Genomic DNA, 21,121 nt, shown 5'->3' on the forward strand with positions numbered 1-21,121 from the left:
CCGCTGTCGATCACTGCAGACTCGACCTCCTTCCTCGCTGACTCTTCACTTCAAAACCTTGTAAACCATTGATCTACAAGGCTTTTTCGTTTCCGTCTGCGCCGGAAGTGGGGCGAATTATAGACAGATCACAGAGGGCGTCAACCGTTAATTTCAAAAACATCGAAATTAGCCATTAAGGCCCTGTAGCTATATAGGAAAGCCCTTCGCAAATGCTTTCTTCTATATAGCTACACGATTCCTGACTTGCGCAGCGCTGCAACCTCTTCACCCTCAAGCCCTAATAGCTCTTGAAGCACTTGCGCCGTGTGCTCGCCCAACAAAGGAGGCGCCCTTCGATATTCGACTGGCGTTTCCGATAGCCTGATAGGGCTGGCGACCTGCGGAACGCGCCCGCCCAACGCGTGCGGCATCTCTATAGCAAGCCCGCGCGCCATAACCTGTGGATCCGCAAACACTTGAGCAAGGTCATTGACCGGGCCGCACGGCACGCCAGCCGCCTCAAGCTCGTCAACCCACTGAGCAGTGGTCTTGAACACCGTAGCCTGACGAATCAATGGAATCAGTTCGGTACGATGAGCCACGCGCAGCTTGTTGGTCAGAAAGCGCGAATCATCAGCCCACTGTGGCTGCCCCGCCACTTCGGCAAACCTTCTGAACTGGCTGTCATTGCCCACAGTCAGGATCAGGTCGCCATCGGCAGTAGGAAAAGCCTGATACGGCACTATATTGGGATGAGCATTTCCCAAGCGCCTGGGCGCAACGCCCGTGGTCAGGTAGTTCATGGCCTGATTAGCCAGACACGCCACCTGCACATCGAGCAGCGCCATATCAATGTATTGCCCTGTATCGCTTTGATCGCGATGAGCAAGGGCGGCGAGAATGGCCGTTGTCGAATACAGACCTGTCAGGATGTCGGTCAGCGCAACGCCAACCTTAGCCGGGCCCGCGCCCTCCTCACCGTCCGGCAGGCCGGTTAGGCTCATCAGGCCGCCAAGTGCCTGGATCATGAAATCGTAACCCGGACGCGTCGCATACGGCCCGCTCTGACCGAAACCGGTAATGGAGCAATAGATCAGACGTGGATTAACAGCCTTGAGCGATTCGTAATCCAGACCATAAGACGCCAACCCGCCAACCTTGAAGTTCTCGATGACAATATCCGACTTCGCCGCCAGCTCCCGTACCAGCCTCTGCCCTTCCGGTCGCGTGAAGTCGATGGTGATTGACTGCTTGTTACGATTGGCCGACAGGTAGTAAGCCGCCTCGGTGGTGTTCTGCCCGGCCGCGTCCTGAAGAAATGGCGGACCCCACGAACGAGTGTCATCGCCACATCCTGGTCGCTCGACCTTGATGACGTCAGCCCCCAGGTCAGCAAGGATCTGCCCGGCCCAAGGCCCGGCCAGGACCCTGGACAAGTCGAGCACCCGGATATGTGAAAGCGCCCCCATGATCAGCCCTCCTTAATAGAAGGCCTGAATGCCGGTCTGCGCACGCCCCAGAATCAACGCGTGCACATCGTGCGTACCTTCATAGGTATTCACTACTTCCAGATTGACCAGATGCCTGGCGATGCCGAACTCGTCCGAGATACCGTTACCGCCCAGCATGTCGCGAGCCATGCGCGCGATATCCAGCGACTTGCCGCAGGAGTTGCGCTTCATGATCGAGGTAATCTCTACGGCAGCCGTACCTTCGTCTTTCATGCGCCCCAAACGCAGGCAGCCTTGCAGCGCCAGAGTGATTTCAGTCTGCATGTCCGCCAGCTTTTTCTGGATCAGCTGATTGGCCGCCAGCGGACGCCCAAACTGTTGACGGTCGAGGGTGTATTGCCGCGCGGTGTGCCAGCAGAACTCCGCCGCACCCAGCGCGCCCCAGGAAATACCGTAGCGCGCAGAATTGAGACAGGTGAACGGACCTTTCAGACCGCGCACGTCCGGGAAGATGTTTTCTTCAGGCACGAACACGTTATCCATGACGATCTCGCCAGTGATCGACGCACGCAGACCGACCTTGCCATGAATGGCCGGGGCGCTCAGACCTGCCCAGCCTTTTTCGAGAACGAAACCACGGATATCGCCAGCATCGTCCTTGGCCCACACCACAAACACATCCGCGATCGGGCTGTTAGTGATCCACATCTTGCTGCCGCTCAAGCGATAACCACCGTCGACACTCCGGGCACGAGTGATCATCGCCCCAGGGTCTGAACCATGGTTGGGCTCGGTCAGGCCGAAGCAGCCAATCCATTCGCCCGAGGCCAGCTTGGGCAGGTATTTCTCTTTCTGGGCCTGCGTACCGAATTCATTGATTGGCACCATGACCAGCGATGACTGCACACTCATCATTGATCGATAGCCTGAATCGATACGCTCGACTTCACGGGCGATCAGCCCATAACAGACGTAATTCAGGCCACTGCCGCCAAACGCTTCCGGAATCGTTGCACCCAGCAACCCCACTTCACCCATCTCGCGAAAGATGGCCGGGTCGGTTTTCTCGTGACGGAAGGCTTCAAGCACGCGCGGGGCCAGCTTGCTCTGGGCGAACTGCTCGGCAGTGTCGCGAACCATGCGCTCTTCTTCAGTGAGCTGTTGATCCAGCAGCAATGGGTCGATCCAGTTAAAACTTGCTTTACCGCTCATGCATGTTCCTCACGTTCAGCTGAAAAATCCTGTAACGATCCTAGTCCTGGTATCCCCGGGCGACAAACGAGGTTTTATCAACCTCTTGTGCTAATTTCTCACTCCAAGAGCCGCTTCAGGCCCGCATAACAAAAAGACCAGTGAGAAGAAAGGATATGAGACGCAAAATACCCAGCACCACTGCACTGGTCAGTTTCGAAGCAGCTGCCCGACACGAAAGCTTTACCAAGGCCGCTCACGAGCTGTCCCTGACACAAGGCGCGGTGTGCCGACAGATTGGCGGGCTTGAGGAGTTTCTCGGCGTTGAGCTGTTCCGGCGCTCTCGACGGGGAGTAAAGCTCACGGAGGCAGGGCTTTCCTATAGCCGCCGCGTGGCCCAGCAACTGGACGCAGTCGAGCGCGACACCCTGTCGGTCATGGGCCAACAAGGCGCCAACGCCATCGAGCTCGCCGTGGTGCCGACGTTTGGCACCCAATGGCTGTTGCCACGCCTTAAGGACTTCCAGCACAAGCACCGCGATGTCACGGTTCACCTGACCAACCGCACGCGCCCTTTTCTGTTTGCTGACACCGACTTCGATGCTGCTATCTATTTCGGCGACGCCGACTGGTCCGGCACCCAGTCGCATCGGCTGATGGGTGAAAACTCCATGCCGGTCTGCAGCCCCTCCTTCCTGAACGGGCGAGACCATCTGCAAGCAAGCGAGCTCGCCGAGCTGCCATTGCTTCAACAAACCACGCGCCCCTATGCGTGGCGCCAATGGTTCAACGCGCAGGGCATGGATGTGGCCCGCGATATGACCGGCCCTCGCTACGAGCTGTTTTCGATGCTCGCGCAGGCAGCCATGCACGACATGGGTGTGGCACTGATCCCGCCCTTCCTTATTCAGCGCGAACTGCATGAAAAGCGCCTGGTGATTGCCAACGTCTGTTGGCTGCCCAGCAGCAAGGCCTACCACCTGATGATTCCCGAACGGAAAGTGGAGTCGGCATCACTCAGCGCATTTCGCGACTGGCTGGTCGCTCAGGCCCGGAATTACCAGCTGCCACAAGAGCAGATCTGAGCAGCATTTCAGGTAGTCAACGGAAGATAACACCTACAGATATAACCTTATGTCGCGTTAAAACAACTTCTCGATCGCCGCAAAAAAATCCTTACCCCCTAATATTTACAAGGTCTTTTGCCTTATTTTGGCTTGAGTGCGATATTTTCGAGCAAAAAAATATTAATCACCTTTTTTGTACGGAATAGCGCCAAAACCCATACAGGTAATGGCCTGCGTTCAATTACTGCGACAATAGGTCACAGTGTGACTTGTAGTTCATCTATAGTTTCGTTACAGAATGTATTGAAGCCCGCAAACTTCGCCTGCAAAATGCCCCGCCCCTGCTGCAAAGGGGCGTGCTGCCTGGCCATGCCAGATGCACCAGCCGTAGTGCACTGGCCTACACACGAACGATAAAAAATCGCGCAGGAGATTTGTCGTGCACATTGGTGTTCCTCTCGAAACGCAAGCGGGCGAAACCCGGGTAGCTGCTACCCCGGAAACCATCAAAAAGCTGATCAGCCAAGGGCACAGGATTACCGTGCAGAGCGGCGCAGGCATTCAGGCCAGCGTTCCAGACAGCGCTTACGAAGCTGCAGGCGCTGTGATTGGGAGCGCGAACGAAGCGTTTGCGGGCGAGTTGATCCTCAAGGTTGTAGCGCCCGACGACAATGAGCTGAGCCTGATCAAGAGCGGCTCGGTGGTCATCGGCATGCTCAACCCCTTCAACAATGAACTCATCGGCAAGATGGCCGCACAGGGCATCACCGCGTTCGCCCTGGAAGCCGCGCCGCGCACTTCCCGCGCGCAGAGCCTTGATGTGCTGTCTTCGCAGGCCAATATCGCGGGCTATAAGGCCGTGCTGCTTGCCGCCCACCACTACCCGCGCTTCATGCCCATGCTGATGACCGCTGCCGGCACTGTCAAAGCCGCACGGGTGCTGATCCTGGGCGCAGGCGTTGCGGGTCTGCAGGCCATTGCCACCGCCAAACGGCTGGGTGCAGTGGTTGAGGCGTCGGATGTGCGTCCGGCAGTGAAGGAGCAGATCGAGTCGCTGGGTGCCAAGTTCATTGATGTGCCCTACGAGACCGACGAAGAGCGCGAATGCGCCGAAGGCGTTGGCGGTTACGCCCGCCCGATGCCTGCCAGCTGGATGCAACGCCAGGCCGCAGCCGTTCACGAGCGGGCCAGGCTGGCGGACATCGTCATTACTACCGCCCTGATCCCCGGCCGCAAGGCACCGGTGCTGCTCAGCGCCGAAACCGTGGCGCAGATGAAGCCCGGTTCGGTAGTGATCGACCTGGCCGCTGCACAAGGCGGCAATTGCCCGCTGACTGTGGCAGATCAAGTCGTCGTCGAGCACGGAGTGACCATCGTCGGCCACACCAACTTGCCAGCGCTGGTCGCAGCCGATGCTTCTGCACTCTATGCCCGCAACCTGCTGGACTTCATGAAGCTGCTGTTCGACAAGGACGGCACATTCTCGATCAACCTCGAAGACGACATCGTCGCCGCATGCCTGATGTGCCGCGACGGGCAAGTCGTACGCAAGAACGGCTGAGGACACACCAATGGAAGAGCTGATTTCCCCCGGCGTCTACAACCTGATCATTTTCGTACTGGCAATCTATGTCGGCTACCACGTGGTCTGGAACGTCACGCCTGCGCTGCACACGCCACTCATGGCGGTCACCAATGCCATCTCCGCTATCGTCATCGTTGGCGCCATGCTCGCCGCCGCACTCACGGTGACGCCGCTGGGCAAAACCATGGGCACGCTGGCTGTCGCACTGGCAGCGGTGAATGTGTTTGGCGGCTTTCTGGTCACTCGGCGGATGCTGGAGATGTTCAGGAAAAAGGCCCCCAAGGCAAAGGATGAGGCGCCGAAGTCATGAGCATGAATCTGGTCACCCTGCTGTATCTGATCGCGTCGATCTGCTTTATCCAGGCACTCAAAGGCTTGTCACACCCCACCACCTCACGCCGCGGCAATCTGTTCGGCATGCTCGGTATGGGTCTGGCGGTCATCACGACAATCGGGCTGGTGTTCAAACTGGCTGCGCTGTCTACCGCTGAAGGTACCAGTGCGGGCATTGGCTACATTGTGGTCGGCCTGCTGGTGGGCGGGACCGCTGGCTCGATCATGGCCAAGCGCGTTGAAATGACCAAAATGCCTGAGCTGGTCGCGTTCATGCACAGCATGATCGGCCTGGCAGCGGTATTCATCGCCATCGCGGCCGTAGTAGAGCCTCAGTCACTGGGCATCGTTGGTCATCTGGGCGATGCCATCCCCGCGGGCAATCGTCTTGAGCTGTTCCTCGGAGCGGCCATCGGCGCGATCACCTTTTCCGGCTCGGTAATCGCCTTTGGCAAGCTGTCGGGCAAGTACAAATTCCGGCTGTTTCAAGGTGCACCAGTACAGTTTTCCGGACAGCACAAGCTCAACCTGGTGCTTGGTCTGGCCACACTGTTCTTTGGTCTGACCTTCATGTTCACCGGTAGCCTTACTGCCTTTGCGATCATGCTCGCGCTGGCGTTCGTGATCGGTGTGCTGTTGATCATCCCGATTGGCGGGGCCGACATGCCGGTAGTGGTGTCGATGCTCAACAGCTATTCAGGCTGGGCAGCGGCCGGGATCGGCTTTTCGCTGAACAACTCGATGCTGATTATCGCGGGCTCGCTGGTCGGTTCTTCGGGCGCGATCCTGTCTTACATCATGTGCAAGGCGATGAACCGCTCGTTCTTCAATGTGATCGGCGGTGGCTTCGGCGGCGCAACGGATTCGGCAGGGCCGGCAGGTAGCAAGGAAGCTCGCCCGGTGAAATCCGGCTCGGCAGACGATGCCACCTTCCTGCTGACCAACGCCGACACCGTGATCATCGTGCCGGGTTACGGGCTGGCAGTCGCGCGCGCGCAGCATGCACTCAAGGAACTGACGGAGAAGCTGGTGCACCGTGGTGTCACGGTGAAGTACGCCATTCACCCGGTGGCCGGGCGCATGCCGGGGCACATGAACGTACTGCTGGCCGAAGCCGAGGTGCCTTACGATCAGGTGTTCGAGATGGACGACATCAACTCCGAGTTCGGTCAGGCCGACGTGGTACTGGTGCTCGGCGCCAACGACGTGGTCAACCCGGCCGCCAAGAACGATCCGAAATCGCCCATTGCCGGGATGCCGATTCTGGAGGCATTCAAGGCCAAAACCATCATCGTCAACAAACGCTCGATGGCCAGTGGTTACGCAGGTCTGGATAACGAATTGTTCTATCTGGATAAAACCATGATGGTATTCGGAGACGCCAAAAAGGTGATCGAGGACATGGTGAAGGCCGTCGAAAACGCCTAGCCTGACCCTGCCACATTAAAGCCCCGGCTCGCTTGGCGACCGGGGCTTTTTACATTCTGCGTAACAGTGTTTTGCGCTGAAAGCCGCCAATTAGAGCCCTCAAATGCGACCTTGGTAGCAGGACGAACCTCGTTCAACGCTCTAGACTTGTCGCTCGCTTCTATCTACGAGACAGAATCCATGTACCGTGACCGTATCCGCCTGCCCTCCCTGATGAGCAAGGTTATGAGCGCAGCCGACGCTGCCGCCTTGATTGAAGACGGCATGACCGTCGGCATGAGTGGCTTCACCCGTGCAGGCGAAGCCAAGGCCGTGCCCCATGCGCTGGCCGAGCGCGCCAAAGTGACACCGCTGAAAATAAGCCTGATGACCGGTGCCAGCCTGGGCAATGATCTGGACAAGCAACTGACCGAGTCCGGCGTGCTGTCCCGGCGCATGCCCTTTCAGGTCGACAGCACACTGCGCAAGGCAATCAACAACGGCACGGTGATGTTTATCGATCAGCACTTGTCCGATACCGTCGAGATGCTGCGCAATCGGCAGATCAAGGCGGTGGACCTGGCGGTGATCGAATGCGTTGCGATCACCGAGGAAGGCCATCTGGTGCTCAGTACCTCTGTCGGCAACTCGGCCAGCTTCGCGATTCTGGCCAAGCAGGTGATCGTAGAAATCAACCTGTCGCAGCCGCTGGAGCTGGAAGGTCTGCACGACATCTATATACCCAGCTACCGGCCGACGCGCCTGCCGATTCCGGTGCTGGAAGCAGACTCGCGCATCGGTAGTCATGCAGTGAAGATAGATCCGGCGAAGATCGTCGGTATTGTCATCAGCAACCAGCCAGATTCACCGTCCACCGTCACGCCACCTGACGCCGACACGCAGGCCATCGCCAATCATCTGGTGGAGTTTTTCAAGAAGGAAGTGCGCGAAGACCGGCTTACCGACAAGCTGATGCCACTACAGGCGGGTATCGGCAATATCGCCAACGCCGTGATGCACGGCCTGCTGGCGTCTCCCTTCACGGACCTGACGATGTACTCCGAAGTGCTGCAGGACTCGACATTCGATCTGTTCGACGCGGGCAAACTGACCTTTGCTTCAGGCAGTTCCATGACGTTGTCGGCGACCAAACACGCGGAAGTCTTTGCCGATTTCAATCGCTACAAGTCCAGGCTGGTACTGCGTCCCCAGGAGATCTCCAATCACCCCGAGGTTATCCGCCGCCTGGGCATCATCGGCATCAACACTGCGCTGGAATTCGACCTGTACGGCAACGTGAATTCTACCCACGTGTGCGGGACGCGCATGATGAATGGCATTGGCGGCTCGGGGGATTTCTCGCGCAATGCGCACCTGGCGATATTCGTCACCAAGTCGATTGCCAAGGCCGGCGCGATTTCCAGCGTTGTGCCGATGGTCAGCCATGTCGACCACACCGAACATGACGTTGACATTCTGGTCACCGAGCAGGGCCTGGCAGATCTGCGCGGCCTGGCCCCGCGCGAACGTGCGCGGGTCATCATCGACAACTGCGTACACCCGGATTACCGCGACGCGCTGAACGCCTATTTCAATGCCGCTTGCGTGCTGGGCGGCCATACCCCGCACATCCTGCGCGAAGCACTGAGTTGGCACATCAACCTGGAAGAAACCGGGCGCATGCTGCCAGGCTGAACAGGACAGTTGGAAGTGAACGAGACCTTTCCCGACTCACTTCCTGCTCGCACTCAACGGCTTCTTTAAAAACTGTACTGCTGTACCGGTCATAAAACTGCCTCAAATCGTCAAAATCACCATAATCGATCACAAAATGCACTCATATGGTGCTGACCGGTACAGTTGCCCCATTTATGAACAAAACAGTGCCCAATCACAGTTAACTGAACCCTCACAATACAGGTGAACTGTGTCTATGGAAGCTGGACGCGTGCGAGGAAAATGGGCACCAGTCAAGCAACTCACTTATCCCGCCACAAGCGGAAGGAAGTCACACCATGGAACGTACAATCAGTTCCGATCTGTTCAGCGAAAGCACCGTTACCACTGCAAAAGCTTCTTTGCCTCTGCGTGTATTCGCCAACCTGATGCTCTGGCAGCGTCGCCTGTCCAGCCGCCATCAACTGGCTCGTCTGGATGCACGCCTGCTGGCTGACGCCGGTATCAGCGAATCCCAGCGTTACGAAGAGCTGAGCAAGCCGTTCTGGCGCTAAATCAGCGCTCGCTGGTCCCAGACCTTAAAGTCTCTCGCCAGCAACCCGAATTGCTTCATACAAAACCCGTCTCAGGCAACCGAGACGGGTTTTGTCGTTTTCGGACAGGTACTTAACAGATTGCCAATAACAGCACAGTTTCAGATAAATCAAAAACGTCAGGTACAGTTACCAAATAATGCAAACTGTGCAAGCTGCAGCCATCGACTGCCATGACAAGCGCGCTATCAGTGGGATAGTCTAGCGCTCTACCTCGGCCCTTCGGTCTCGCAGGCAGCCTGTGCCCTTTTGACCACAATGGAACTCGATCATGTCTCTGCTACGTACCCTCGGCGCTGCCTTCCTGTTGACTGCTGCTGCAGGTGCCAACGCCTCCAGCTTTATTGTGACCACTGACGCAGTGGTCGATGCAGTCAATGCATCGACACGTGCCACGTCCAACATTTCCTCTTCTCTGAAAGATGACAAGATCGTTCTGGCCGCCCGAGACGATGCCGCCAGCTTCGTGGCCAGCTCCGGCGACATCCGTAGCGCTCGCCTCGAAGGTGCGCTGCAACACATCCGCCAGGTTCTGCCTGAATTGCAAGCGACCGACAGCCAACTGGCTCAGGCCATTCTGGCCATCTGACCGTTGTGCCCCGGCCATGTGCCGGGGTAGCTCTGGCCAGAGCATTGCGCTAGCCTTGCTACCTGTTTTGCCGGTTCGTGAAAGTCATGCGTTTACTGCACCTTCTGTTTATCGCACCCGTTGCCAGCCTGATGTGCATCAGTCAGGTTCAAGCGTTCGATACGACCACGCAGGGTCTGGTCAAGACCGGCTATGCAACCAGTCAGGTCACAACAGCACCTTTCGATAACAAGCTCATGATGGCTGCCAGAGACGACGCTGCTGCGTTCATCGCCAGCGACGGAGATATACGCTGTGCCCGGCTTGAGGCCGCGCTGCACGCCCTGCGTCAGGCAGATGCAAAACTTCGTGCCAGCGACCTTGAACTGGCGCAGGCAATCCTCGTCCAATAGCCACTTTCCCCTCTTTGCGTAACTGGAGACGTCACCACATGCGTACCCCGCTGATTGCTGCTTCCCTTGGCCTGCTATTGCTGGCCGATTTTGCCCAGGCTCAGACCGTTGTAGCCACGAGCAACATCATCGTTCGCGCGTTTGGCCGTACCATTGATTTCACCTCGGACACCACTACATCGATTCGCGACTCCAAAGTCGTGCTCCAGGCCAAGGACGACGCCGCCAGTTACGTTGCCAGCGGCGGTGACATCCACGGTGCCCAGCTGGATGCAGCCTTCGATACGCTGCGTACCCGCGTACCGGAAGCGCGCGGCGCAAGCGATCAGACCCTGGCTGAAGCAATCCTCGCATTGTGAGGCGATTTCGCGCCTGGCTGCTTGCTGGCGCGCTGTCGCTGGTCGGGACGCATGCCTTTGCCAGCCTGAAGCTGGAACTGCACACGGACGGCCTCGATGCGCCGCAACAGCAAGCCAGCCAGACGCTGCTCGACGAAGCCATGCACGCGCTGCCGCCCAGCTTCGTCGAAGCACTGGACCGAACCGTCGAGGTAAGCTGGTCCAGCGACATGCCGCAAAACGCCTACGGTCAGGCGGCGGGCCCTTATCAGCTATACCTCAACAGCCACCTGCTGGCCTCGTTGACCGACGGTTCGGCAGCCAGCGCCCAGACAGGCCGTCCACACGGAACGGTGCGCCAGGAATTGCTCGCCACCGTCCTGCATGAGCTGACCCACGTCTACGACCGCGCCCGCCTGTGGTCGCCCAGCGAGCGAGCGGCGATTTTTCGCTGCACATCACGTAGCAGTTCACTGGGCAAGGTAGGTCTGCCTGACGACTGCCGCGGCCAGACCGAGCGTCGCTTTACCCTGAGTGACGACCCTCGCCTGCTGGACCTGGCGGGCTGGCAGCAATACGTCGGACGCCGCGGTGAACGCGAGGAACATAACGGCCAGGTCGCCCGCAGCCCGGACATCTACGAAACCACCAGCCCGCTGGAATTCGTGGCCGTGAACATGGAGTATTTCCTCCTCGACCCGGCCTACGCCTGTCGTCGCCCGGCGCTGTATGCGTATTACAAAGAGCGCTTTGGCTGGGCACCCGCAGCACGGGATAAATGCCCCACGTACTACCCTTATCTGAATGCCGGCAGCGACTTCGGCCGTGAGCCGCTGGGCAAGCTGGACCCCGAGCGGGTCTACGCGGTGGATTATCTGCTCGCCGAGGCGAATCAGAACTGGGCAAGCCGCTGGGGTCACAGCATGTTACGCCTGGTGATCTGCAAACCTGGTCGTCCTCGCGGGCCGGACTGCCGCCTGGACCTCGACCAGCATCTGGTCCTGTCTTATCGGGCATTCGTCGGCGATGTACAGCTATCGAGCTGGGATGGCCTGATGGGTGCCTACCCGTCACGGCTGTTCGTCTTGCCGCTGGCGCAGGTCATCGATGAATACACCAAGACCGAACTGCGCAGCCTGGCCTCCGTGCCAATCAAGCTGTCGCGTCCGGAAATCGAAGGGCTGGTTCAGCACGCTGCCGAGATGCACTGGAGCTACGACGGCAATTACTACTTCCTCTCGAACAACTGCGCCGTTGAAAACCTCAAACTGCTGCGCGCCGGCACGCACAATCCCAAGCTCGTCGGCCTGGACAGCATTTTGCCCAACGGCCTGCTTGAAGTCCTCAAAGGCCGAGGGCTGGCCGATACCAGTGTGCTGGACGACCCCAGAGAAGCATTGCGTCTGGGCTACCGGTTCGATTCCTACCGTGACCGCTATCAAGCCATGTTCGAGGTTTTGAAGAAGCACCTGCCGATCAAGCAGAACACCGTGGAAGAATGGATGGCCCTGCCAGCCAGTGAGCGCAGCCAGTGGTTCGCTAAGGCCGATCTGCGTACCAGTGCTGCGATTCTGCTGCTGGAGCAGGCCAGCCTGCGCAGGCAACTGCTATTGGCCCAGGACGAAGTGAAGCAGAGCTATCTCGGTGCACGCGAAGTGAAAGATGGCAAGGTCTCCAATGCCACCAAAACGCTACAGGAGATCCTCGCCAGCAGTGGCTTTCTCAGCCGGCCAGCCGAGCTGCTCGGCAGCGGCGGGTACGGTTTGCCACAGGCGGGGGAATGGCAGCGGCTTGAAGCAGAAAGCAGTCAACGCCAGAAACAACTCAAGCGTCTGACCGGCGATCTCGACAAGGAAGTGCGCGCCCTGCTGGAGCCAGACCGCGCCAAGGAAATTGCAGCCAACGAAGCCAACCTCAAACAGGTGTCCGAGCACCTTCGGGCGCTGCATAAGGCGGCAGGCGGGCTGCAACTGCCGTGATCAGGCAGCTTTCTTTTTCGGCTTGAGGTATTTGACCAGGCCCTGGAACCAGATCACCAGGGCCGGGTTGCCCTTGATCTGAATATCCTTGTCCTGAATGCCCTTCATGAACGCCAGCTGCTTGTTCTTCGCCTGGAGGGTGTCAAAGCCAAAGGCCGCATCGCGAAACGAGATGGCAAAGGCTGGCTCTGCAACCACACCGCTGGCACTGCGAATGCGCTGATCGTGCACCACGAAGTGACGCGCGATTTTGCCATCTGCGGTCTGTAACTGAAATGTCAGGTCCTTGCCAGCCAACTGCTGCTGGAACGCGGGGTTGTTACGACTGGCGCGGGCCATTAGCAGGCCCAGCATCCACAATAGAAAACGAAACTTCATGCTCGGCCTCTGTACGCACTGGATCCGGTGATCAGGATCGGCGTGGCAGTGTAGCGGTTTATTGGCCCAAAACCTGTAGGACAAGATGAATTTCGAGGTAGATCGGTACAAAACACTTGTTGAACGCAAGGATGCTGCTTCGCGTGGGAAGCAGCATCACGACAGCATTAACGAATGCTGTTGATGTTGCCTTTGCTGCCGGTGACCTTTACATCAACCTTCTTGAAGATGAAGTAGTCCTTGATGCTGACTTCATAACGCGGCGCGACGATCAGATCGGCACCGGAGGATTTAACCGCCTTGAAGGCGGCTGCCGCTTTGGTCGTCGAGACAGGATCAGGCAGCGCCAGACCCAGGCCGCCACCGCCACTTGCACCACCGTAGGTCACGCCATCGGCGAACTCGTTATCGCCGCCGAAACTCAGGAAATTGAACAACACATTGGTGGACGACTCGCCGCTGATGGTACCGCCTACCTTGACGTCCGCCTTGAGGTCGGTTTTGACCGTGCCTTCCAGCGGTGCGCTTGGCTGGCTGACGTTGTAGCTCACGCAGCCGCTGGTAGCGGCGATCAGAGTTGCAACAGCAGCAAACTTCCATAGCTTTTTCATTCGAGATTTCCCAAGAGTAATTGAAGGGGTGCAGCAAGGGCGGGACTCTAAGGGAATCAGCAATAAGAAAAAGTCAGGCAAAGCCGGGGTTTGAGAAGGCATTCATACGAAATTGAGTAGGACAATTCTCACTGAGCGTTTCTACGAATCATCGGCGGTACAAACGACACAAACAAAAAGCGGGCACCCAGTCTGATTGGTATGCCCGCCTGTGAGTTGCCCGCCTCCCGCCGAGGCGCACAACAGGGTGTCAAGGGTTGACGCTGTCTTTCAGGGCTTTCCCCGGTTTGAAGGCCACTGTGTTGCTTGCCTTGATTTTAACCGGCTCCCCGGTCTGTGGGTTCTTGCCAGTCCGGGCACCGCGATGGCGTTGCAGAAAAGTACCGAAGCCTACCAGCGTGACACTGTCCTTACGGTGCAGTGCGCCAGTAATCTCTTCAAGGATGGCATTGAGAACACGATTGGATTGTTCTTTGGTGAGATCCGCCTTTTCAGCAATGGCGGCTGCAACTTCTGGTTTACGCATATGAAGCCTCTTTTACGGTTTTTTGTTTTTATGTCCCGCGCCGCTTTGTAAAAAACGGCAACAAGGCGCCGCGACGGCTCTACGTAGCGGCAGACAAGACCGAGGATGGCATGCCGAACCAGCCCGCGCCAGTGCGCAGGCGGGGTTTATTGACAAAAATACGTGGTCTATCCGACAAAATGACGCGAAATTATGCCAATAACGCAGGCAAAACCTTGTTCAGTGCGAGTTTTTCCATAACTGCCGCACCGGTCAGCGCATAGCCCAGCAGGTTGCCATCTGCGTCATGACACAGCGCCTTGATATCAGCCCCCTGCCCTTCGACACTCCAGCGGCCGTCGGTGCCACGCGGTGGCGGCGAAACCACCAGCGGGCAGGCTGGCGTCTTTACGGTGATCGGCATGGGGCCATATTTTACGGCCATTGGCGTTCCGGCCAGCGTCTGGGCCAACGCCCGAGCGCAGCTCATCAACGGCATGACATAGAGCAGGTTGAGGCCATCGACTTCAGCGCAGTCACCCAACGCATGGATGTTGGCGTGGGAGGTCTGCAACTGGCGATCCACCAGAATACCGCGCCCCGTCTGCAAGCCCGCGGCAGCGGCCAGATCGATGCGTGGGCGCAGACCAATGGCCGAAACCACCAGGTCGCAGTCCATCACCTGCCCGTCCGACAAATGTGCTTGCAGGCCGTCACCACTGCGATTCAGGCGGGTCAGCACCGGGCCCAGGTGGAAACGTGCACCCAGGCTTTCAAGGCCGGTCTTTACCGCAGCCGCAGCGGCAGGTGGTAACAGGGTTGGCATGACCTGCTCGCACGGCGCGACCAGATCCACTTCATAACCGCCCAGAATCAGATCGTTGGCAAACTCGCAGCCAATAAGCCCGGCCCCCAGAATCAGAACCCGACGCTTTCCCGCCGCAGCCGCTCGAAAACGGGCGTAGTCCTGAAGGTCGTTGATCGGGAAAATCGCATCGCCTGCATCACCTTCCACCGGTACGCGGATGGTTTCAGCCCCCCAGGCCAGCACCAGATCGCGGTAGTGAACCGCTTCTTCACCGATCCACAGACGCTTGTGACCCGGGTCGATCCCGCTGATCCGCGTATGCGTGCGAATTTCAGCCTTGAGCTGATCGGCCATTGCACCGGGCTCGGCCATGCTCAACCCGTCGGCTTCCTTGTTTTTGCCAAAGCCGGTGGAAAGCATCGGTTTGGAATAGGACCGCCCATCATCGGCCGTGATCAATAGCAGCGGCGTGTCTGCGTCCAGTTTGCGAAACTCTCGGGCGAGGTTGTAACCCGCAAGGCCGGTGCCGATGATGACCACAGGTGCGCTCATTGTTCTTCCCTATTCATTATTTTTCTGCTGGCTGCTATCAGCCGATTTCGATCATCTCAAAGTCCATTTTGCCCACACCGCAATCCGGGCACAGCCAGTCTTCCGGCACATCCTGCCAGAGCGTACCAGGCGCAATCCCGTCATCCGGCCAGCCGTCGGCTTCGTTATAGATCAGGCCACAGACGATGCATTGCCACTTCTTCATGTTCGGTTCTCTCGTTTATCAGGCTAAATAGCGTGTGACGGTCGATTGCCGTCTGAACGGGCGTTGTACTGATCGGCAGGCCCGGATGCAAGTCTGATTCTATAACCTGACGTACTACCGGCGGTCGGTCGGGGCCTGCAATCATGCTAAGCTCGCGGCCTCGTTGGCTGCCGGAACTGGCTTACCGTGACCCAGCAATCCCCCGCATTCATTAGCCCGATCTGGCTCAAGCGCGAGCAATTGATCGATGCGCCCGAACCAATAATGCTCGACTGGTTGTTCAATCAGGATTCCCTCACACGCCGGCTGGACCGTTTGTCTGACGGTGGCTTCAGCGTATTTCCGCAATTCGAAGGCTGGCAGGCTTTGCGCCGTGATGAGTGTCTGGCGCTGGGCCTGCCACTTGCCAGCGAAGGCTGGGTGCGCGAGGTGTACTTGTGCGGTAATGACAGCAACTGGGTATTCGCTCGCAGTGTAGCCGCCCGCAGCGCTTTGCAGGACGGTGGCCTGAATATGGATGAGCTGGGCACGCGCTCGCTGGGTGAGTTGCTGTTCAGCGACCCTGCGTTCGCGCGCGGCACCCTTGAAGTGTGTCATTACCCTGAAGCCTGGCTGCCTGACGCTGTTGCAGCTCGCGGACTATGGGCACGCCGCTCGCGATTCAGTCGTGGTGCGTTGAGCGTGCTGGTCGCCGAAGTGTTCCTGCCCGCTCTGTGCAATACGATCCATGACAAGGACCCTGTCTGATGTACCTGTCCCTTCTCAAATCCCTCAATCGTCTTAGCCCCCGCGCCTGGGACTTTATCCAGCTGACACGTATCGACAAGCCCATAGGCATTTACCTGCTGCTGTGGCCAACCCTGTGGGCAGTCTGGATTGCAGGCAAGGGCTCGCCGTCGCTGAAGACAGTGTTCATCTTTGTGGTGGGCGTATTTCTGATGCGCGCGGCAGGCTGCGTGATCAATGACTTCGCCGACCGCAAGGTGGATGGCCACGTCAAACGCACCGAGCAGCGTCCTCTGGTCAGTGGCAAAGTCAGCTCACGGGAAGCGCTGGCGCTGTTTGCGGTGCTGGTCGGCCTGAGCTTTGTGCTGGTGCTGTTTACCAATGCGACAACCATCTGGCTGTCGTTCGGCGGTCTGGCGCTGGCTGCCTGCTATCCATTCATGAAGCGTTACACCTATTACCCGCAAGTGGTGCTGGGTGCTGCGTTTTCGTGGGGCATGCCGATGGCATTTACCGCAGAAACCGGCGACCTGCCAGCTGCGGCCTGGCTGCTGTACATCGCCAACCTGCTATGGACCGTGGGCTACGACACCTATTACGCAATGGTCGATCGTGACGATGACCTGAAAATCGGCGTGAAATCCACTGCCGTACTGTTCGGCGATGCCGACCGGGTGATCATCCTGACCCTGCAAGGTCTGGCGCTGGGTTGCCTGATGCTGGCCGGCGCGCGTTTTGAATTGGGTGCGTGCTTCTACACAGGCCTGCTGGCAGCAGCAGGATGCTTTGCCTGGGAATTCTGGAGCACCCGTCAGCGCGAGCGGGACGCCTGCTTCAAGGCTTTTTTGCACAACCACTGGGCCGGGCTGGCGATATTTTTGGGTATCGTCGCCGACTATGCGGTGCGCTGAAAACAGCCACCGCCAGCCTCTTTCCGACTGAAGTAAACGCAGGATCGCGAGGCCCGCCGACCTCCCGAAACCTGTCGGCGTGCTAGCCTCAACCACACCTGTCACACGACTGCAATAATTCCGTTATCTAATGCGCCCCAAGACAGTTAAATGACAAGAGGTTCGAGCATGGCTGGCAGGAGCATCCTGATCGTTGACGACGAAGCGCCTATTCGTGAAATGATCGCCGTTGCGTTGGAAATGGCTGGATACGACTGTATTGAAGCCGAAAACTCTCAGCAGGCCCATGCGATTATCGTCGACCGCAAACCTGACCTGATTCTGCTCGACTGGATGCTGCCTGGCACATCCGGCATCGAACTGGCCCGTCGCCTTAAACGTGATGAACTGACCGGGGACATCCCGATCATCATGCTCACCGCCAAGGGTGAAGAGGACAACAAGATCCAGGGCCTGGAAGTGGGCGCCGACGATTACATCACCAAGCCCTTCTCGCCCCGCGAGCTGGTGGCACGTCTCAAGGCCGTGCTGCGTCGTGCCGGCCCGACTGATGGCGAAGCACCTATCGAAGTCGGCGGTCTGCTGCTCGACCCGATCAGCCACCGCGTCACCATCGACGGCAAACCGGCTGAAATGGGCCCCACTGAATACCGTCTGCTGCAATTTTTCATGACCCACCAGGAGCGCGCCTACACCCGTGGCCAGTTGCTGGATCAGGTCTGGGGCGGCAACGTCTACGTCGAAGAGCGTACGGTTGATGTGCACATCCGCCGCCTGCGCAAGGCATTGGGCGATGCGTACGAAAATCTGGTACAAACCGTGCGCGGCACTGGCTATCGCTTCTCGACAAAGAGCTGACAGGCGTTGCGTCGACGCAGGGCATTGACCAGACAAGGATTTACCCTTAATTGAATCAAAATTGGCACGGCACCTTGATACGCCACATGTTGTTGCTGGTCACCGCCTGCCTGTTGGTCGGCCTGATCAGTGGACAGTATGGCTGGAGCCTGGCCACCGGACTGGGCCTGTATCTGGCCTGGACCCTCAAACAACTGCTGCGCCTGCATGACTGGCTGAGCAGTCACAAGGCCGACGAGCCGCCTCCGGACGGTTATGGTCTGTGGGGCGAAGTCTTCGACAGCATCTACCACCTGCAACGCCGTGATCAGCGTGTCCGCGGACGCCTCCAGGCGGTCATCGACCGGGTACAGGAATCCACCGCCGCCCTGCGCGATGCCGTAATCATGCTCGACAGCGACGGCAACCTGGAATGGTGGAACCGTGCCGCTGAAACCCTGCTGGGTTTAAAGACGCCGCAGGACAGTGGTCAGCCCGTGACCAACCTGGTCCGGCATCCACGCTTCAAAGAGTACTTTGCGCTGGGCGACTACAGCGAGCCGCTGGAGATTCCCTCACCGACCAATGATCGCTTGCGCATTCAGTTGTTGATTACCCGTTACGGCAACAATGAGCACCTGATGCTGGTGCGCGATGTGACGCGCATCCATCAGCTGGAGCAGATGCGCAAAGACTTCGTCGCCAACGTGTCTCATGAGTTGCGCACGCCACTGACGGTGATATTCGGTTATCTGGAAACCCTGCTCGATAACGTGGACGAGGTCAATCCGCGCTGGGTGCGGGCGCTGCAACAGATGCATCAGCAAGGCGGGCGCATGCAGACGCTGCTCAACGACTTGCTGCTGCTGGCCAAGCTCGAGGCTACCGATTACCCATCGGACAATCATCCGGTAATGGTCAGTACCTTGCTCAAAACCATCACCGCCGATGCCAACGCGTTGTCGGGCAGCAAGAACCAGCAGATCCACCTGAGCCTGGAAAGCGATATGCGCCTCAAGGGCAGCGAAAGCGAGCTGCGCAGCGCGTTTTCCAACCTGATCTTCAATGCCGTCAAGTACACCCCGGCAGAAGGCGTCATCCGTATCCGCTGGTGGGCCGACGAGCGGGGCGCGCACCTGAGCGTGCAGGATTCGGGGATCGGCATCGAGACCAAACACCTGCCGCGCCTGACTGAACGTTTCTACCGGGTCGATACCAGCCGCGCGTCGAATACCGGCGGTACAGGGCTCGGTCTGGCCATCGTCAAACATGTGCTGCTGCGCCATCGCGGCAACCTTGAAATCAACAGTGTTCCCGGCAAGGGCAGTGTTTTTACCTGTCACTTTGCCAGCGGCCAACTGTCCAAACCCGTACACGACGATTCAGACTACTAGGCAATCGCGCCTTGAGCCGCTACATTGCCGGGCTCATAGCGTCTTCTCTGGCGTGACATTACCCTCTTCTGTTAATACGGACCCTGCAAAACCCCATCATGGACCCTTCCCCTAGTTTCAACCTGTCTTCACTCTTCGCCGATTTCGGCATGATTCTTTTTGCTTTGTTCCTGGTCCTGCTCAACGGCTTTTTCGTTGCGGCAGAATTCGCCATGGTCAAACTGCGCTCGACCAAGGTTGAAGCCATTGCCGACAAGAACGGCTGGCGCGGGCACATTCTGCGCAAGGTACACGGCCAGCTGGATGCCTACCTTTCAGCCTGCCAGCTGGGTATCACCCTCGCCTCCCTGGGCCTGGGCTGGGTCGGTGAACCGGCGTTCGCGCATCTGCTGGAGCCGTTGCTCGCAGCGCTGGGCGTCGATACTCCGGAGCTGATCAAGGGCGTGTCGTTTTTCACTGCGTTCTTCATCATTTCCTACCTGCACATTGTCATCGGCGAGCTGGCCCCCAAATCCTGGGCGATCCGCAAACCGGAACTGCTGTCGCTGTGGACAGCGGCCCCGTTGTACTTCTTCTATTGGTTGATGTACCCGGCGATCTACCTGCTCAACGCCAGCGCCAACGCCATTTTGCGCATTGCAGGCCAGGGTGAACCCGGTCCGCATCACGAACACAGCTACAGCCGCGATGAACTGAAGCTGATTCTGCACTCCAGCCGTGGCCAGGACCCCAGCGATCAGGGCATGCGCGTGCTGGCGTCTGCTGTCGAAATGGGCGAGCTGGAAGTGGTCGACTGGGCCAACTCCCGCGAAGACATGGTGTCGCTGGACTTCAATGCGCCGCTCAAGGAAATCCTCGCCTTGTTCCGCCGCCACAAATTCAGCCGTTATCCGCTGTATGACGCTGAACGTGGCGAGTTTGTCGGCCTGCTGCACATCAAGGACCTGCTGCTGGAACTGGCGGCGCTGGACCACATCCCGGAGTCGTTCAACCTGGCTGAACTGACCCGCCCGCTGGAGCGTGTTTCGCGACACATGCCGCTTTCGCAGCTGCTGGAGCAGTTCCGCAAGGGCGGTGCGCACTTCGCCGTGGTCGAGGAAGCCGACGGCAAGATCGTCGGCTACCTGACCATGGAGGATGTGCTTGAAGTGCTGGTGGGCGACATCCAGGACGAACATCGCAAGGTGGAGCGCGGCATTCTCGCGTATCAGCCGGGCAAACTGCTGGTGCGGGGCGATACGCCGTTGTTCAAGATCGAGCGTCTGCTGGGCATCGATCTGGACCACATCGAAGCCGAGACACTGGCCGGTCTGATCTACGACACACTCAAGCGCGTGCCGGAAGAAGAAGAGCAAATGGAAGTCGAAGGCCTGCGCATCATCATCAAGAAGATGAAAGGCCCGAAAATCGTACTCGCCAAGGTGCTGAAGCTGGACTGACCCGATCAGGTCTACCCGTTCAAAAGCGGACGCAAGGTGTTCTAACGGACGCCTATCGTTCCTCACGCCCCAGCGTGGGAATGCCTTGGGTAACGCTCCGCGTCACAAATCTGCGCCACGCCGCATACTCAAAAGCGGACGCAGAGCGTCCAGAACTGCATACCCACGCGG

General features: G+C 58.4%; 22 protein-coding genes. 15 read left to right on the plus strand and 7 right to left on the minus strand.

Annotation, left to right across the window (positions count from 1 at the left end; all coding sequences use genetic code 11):
- Positions 1 to 230 precede the first annotated feature (230 nt).
- Positions 231 to 1,454: a CaiB/BaiF CoA transferase family protein gene (locus RYA97_RS15180; protein ID WP_198661921.1), complete on the minus strand. Its 1,224-nt coding sequence runs from the start codon at positions 1,452 to 1,454 to the stop codon at positions 231 to 233.
- 9 nt (positions 1,455 to 1,463) lie between these two features.
- A complete protein-coding gene (locus tag RYA97_RS15185; RefSeq protein ID WP_054078669.1) occupies positions 1,464 to 2,645 on the minus strand; it encodes an acyl-CoA dehydrogenase in 1,182 nt (393 codons plus the stop codon).
- Positions 2,646 to 2,800: 155 nt separating this feature from the next.
- Between RYA97_RS15185 and RYA97_RS15190 the strand changes: the two genes are divergently transcribed.
- The 10 genes from RYA97_RS15190 to RYA97_RS15235 all read left to right on the plus strand — a co-directional run bounded on the left by RYA97_RS15190 (position 2,801) and on the right by RYA97_RS15235 (position 12,584).
- Positions 2,801 to 3,709, plus strand: a complete 909-nt coding sequence (locus RYA97_RS15190) for a LysR family transcriptional regulator (RefSeq protein ID WP_057402842.1) — start codon at positions 2,801 to 2,803, stop codon at positions 3,707 to 3,709.
- Between the two features lie 421 nt (positions 3,710 to 4,130).
- On the plus strand, positions 4,131 to 5,252 hold the full coding sequence (locus RYA97_RS15195; protein ID WP_005744869.1) for a Re/Si-specific NAD(P)(+) transhydrogenase subunit alpha: 1,122 nt from the start codon (positions 4,131 to 4,133) through the stop codon (positions 5,250 to 5,252).
- Between the two features lie 10 nt (positions 5,253 to 5,262).
- The gene (locus tag RYA97_RS15200) at positions 5,263 to 5,586 is read left to right on the plus strand and encodes an NAD(P) transhydrogenase subunit alpha (protein ID WP_002555867.1); all 324 of its coding nucleotides are present in this window, start codon (positions 5,263 to 5,265) and stop codon (positions 5,584 to 5,586) included.
- The gene (locus RYA97_RS15205) at positions 5,583 to 7,037 is read left to right on the plus strand and encodes an NAD(P)(+) transhydrogenase (Re/Si-specific) subunit beta (protein ID WP_117139742.1); all 1,455 of its coding nucleotides are present in this window, start codon (positions 5,583 to 5,585) and stop codon (positions 7,035 to 7,037) included. Before RYA97_RS15200 ends, RYA97_RS15205 begins: the two co-directional genes overlap by 4 nt.
- A 180-nt stretch (positions 7,038 to 7,217) precedes the next feature.
- On the plus strand, positions 7,218 to 8,711 hold the full coding sequence (locus tag RYA97_RS15210; RefSeq protein ID WP_005744870.1) for an acetyl-CoA hydrolase/transferase family protein: 1,494 nt from the start codon (positions 7,218 to 7,220) through the stop codon (positions 8,709 to 8,711).
- A gap of 320 nt (positions 8,712 to 9,031) precedes the next feature.
- On the plus strand, positions 9,032 to 9,247 hold the full coding sequence (locus RYA97_RS15215; RefSeq protein WP_002555870.1) for a DUF1127 domain-containing protein: 216 nt from the start codon (positions 9,032 to 9,034) through the stop codon (positions 9,245 to 9,247).
- Positions 9,248 to 9,557: 310 nt separating this feature from the next.
- Positions 9,558 to 9,875 (plus strand): DUF2388 domain-containing protein, encoded by a 318-nt coding sequence (locus RYA97_RS15220; RefSeq protein WP_002555871.1) that lies wholly within the window; start codon positions 9,558 to 9,560, stop codon positions 9,873 to 9,875.
- Positions 9,876 to 9,961: 86 nt separating this feature from the next.
- Positions 9,962 to 10,267: a DUF2388 domain-containing protein gene (locus RYA97_RS15225; RefSeq protein WP_002555872.1), complete on the plus strand. Its 306-nt coding sequence runs from the start codon at positions 9,962 to 9,964 to the stop codon at positions 10,265 to 10,267.
- A 38-nt stretch (positions 10,268 to 10,305) separates the two neighbouring features.
- Positions 10,306 to 10,626 carry a DUF2388 domain-containing protein gene (locus tag RYA97_RS15230; RefSeq protein ID WP_002555873.1) on the plus strand — a complete coding sequence of 107 codons (321 nt, stop codon included), beginning with the start codon at positions 10,306 to 10,308 and terminating at the stop codon, positions 10,624 to 10,626.
- Positions 10,623 to 12,584 (plus strand): DUF4105 domain-containing protein, encoded by a 1,962-nt coding sequence (locus RYA97_RS15235; protein ID WP_005744873.1) that lies wholly within the window; start codon positions 10,623 to 10,625, stop codon positions 12,582 to 12,584. Before RYA97_RS15230 ends, RYA97_RS15235 begins: the two co-directional genes overlap by 4 nt.
- Here the strand turns inward: RYA97_RS15235 and RYA97_RS15240 are convergent, their stop codons facing one another.
- The 5 genes from RYA97_RS15240 to RYA97_RS15260 form a co-directional block, all read right to left on the minus strand.
- Positions 12,585 to 12,962, minus strand: a complete 378-nt coding sequence (locus tag RYA97_RS15240; protein WP_002555875.1) for an SCP2 sterol-binding domain-containing protein — start codon at positions 12,960 to 12,962, stop codon at positions 12,585 to 12,587.
- 167 nt (positions 12,963 to 13,129) lie between these two features.
- Positions 13,130 to 13,573: a hypothetical protein gene (locus RYA97_RS15245; RefSeq protein WP_005744874.1), complete on the minus strand. Its 444-nt coding sequence runs from the start codon at positions 13,571 to 13,573 to the stop codon at positions 13,130 to 13,132.
- 250 nt (positions 13,574 to 13,823) lie between these two features.
- On the minus strand, positions 13,824 to 14,099 hold the full coding sequence (locus RYA97_RS15250) for an HU family DNA-binding protein (protein ID WP_002555877.1): 276 nt from the start codon (positions 14,097 to 14,099) through the stop codon (positions 13,824 to 13,826).
- Between the two features lie 190 nt (positions 14,100 to 14,289).
- A complete protein-coding gene (locus RYA97_RS15255) occupies positions 14,290 to 15,438 on the minus strand; it encodes an NAD(P)/FAD-dependent oxidoreductase (protein ID WP_005744875.1) in 1,149 nt (382 codons plus the stop codon).
- 37 nt (positions 15,439 to 15,475) lie between these two features.
- Positions 15,476 to 15,643, minus strand: a complete 168-nt coding sequence (locus RYA97_RS15260) for a rubredoxin (protein ID WP_002555879.1) — start codon at positions 15,641 to 15,643, stop codon at positions 15,476 to 15,478.
- Positions 15,644 to 15,829: 186 nt separating this feature from the next.
- Here RYA97_RS15260 and RYA97_RS15265 point away from each other — a divergent pair, with 186 nt between their 5' ends.
- The 5 genes from RYA97_RS15265 (at position 15,830) to RYA97_RS15285 (ending at position 20,950) form a co-directional block, all read left to right on the plus strand.
- Entirely contained in the window at positions 15,830 to 16,390 is a 561-nt protein-coding gene (locus RYA97_RS15265) for a chorismate--pyruvate lyase family protein (RefSeq protein ID WP_002555880.1), read from the plus strand.
- Positions 16,390 to 17,280 carry a 4-hydroxybenzoate octaprenyltransferase gene (ubiA, locus tag RYA97_RS15270; RefSeq protein WP_005781472.1) on the plus strand — a complete coding sequence of 297 codons (891 nt, stop codon included), beginning with the start codon at positions 16,390 to 16,392 and terminating at the stop codon, positions 17,278 to 17,280. Before RYA97_RS15265 ends, ubiA begins: the two co-directional genes overlap by 1 nt.
- A gap of 168 nt (positions 17,281 to 17,448) precedes the next feature.
- Positions 17,449 to 18,138, plus strand: a complete 690-nt coding sequence (phoB, locus tag RYA97_RS15275) for a phosphate regulon transcriptional regulator PhoB (protein ID WP_002555882.1) — start codon at positions 17,449 to 17,451, stop codon at positions 18,136 to 18,138.
- A gap of 50 nt (positions 18,139 to 18,188) precedes the next feature.
- On the plus strand, positions 18,189 to 19,511 hold the full coding sequence (gene phoR, locus RYA97_RS15280) for a phosphate regulon sensor histidine kinase PhoR (RefSeq protein ID WP_005744878.1): 1,323 nt from the start codon (positions 18,189 to 18,191) through the stop codon (positions 19,509 to 19,511).
- A 98-nt stretch (positions 19,512 to 19,609) separates the two neighbouring features.
- Entirely contained in the window at positions 19,610 to 20,950 is a 1,341-nt protein-coding gene (locus RYA97_RS15285; protein ID WP_002555884.1) for a hemolysin family protein, read from the plus strand.
- Positions 20,951 to 21,121 lie beyond the last annotated feature (171 nt).

Source organism: Pseudomonas syringae group sp. 26L6 (assembly GCF_032587815.1).
Taxonomy (GTDB): Bacteria; Pseudomonadota; Gammaproteobacteria; order Pseudomonadales; family Pseudomonadaceae; genus Aquipseudomonas; species Aquipseudomonas amygdali.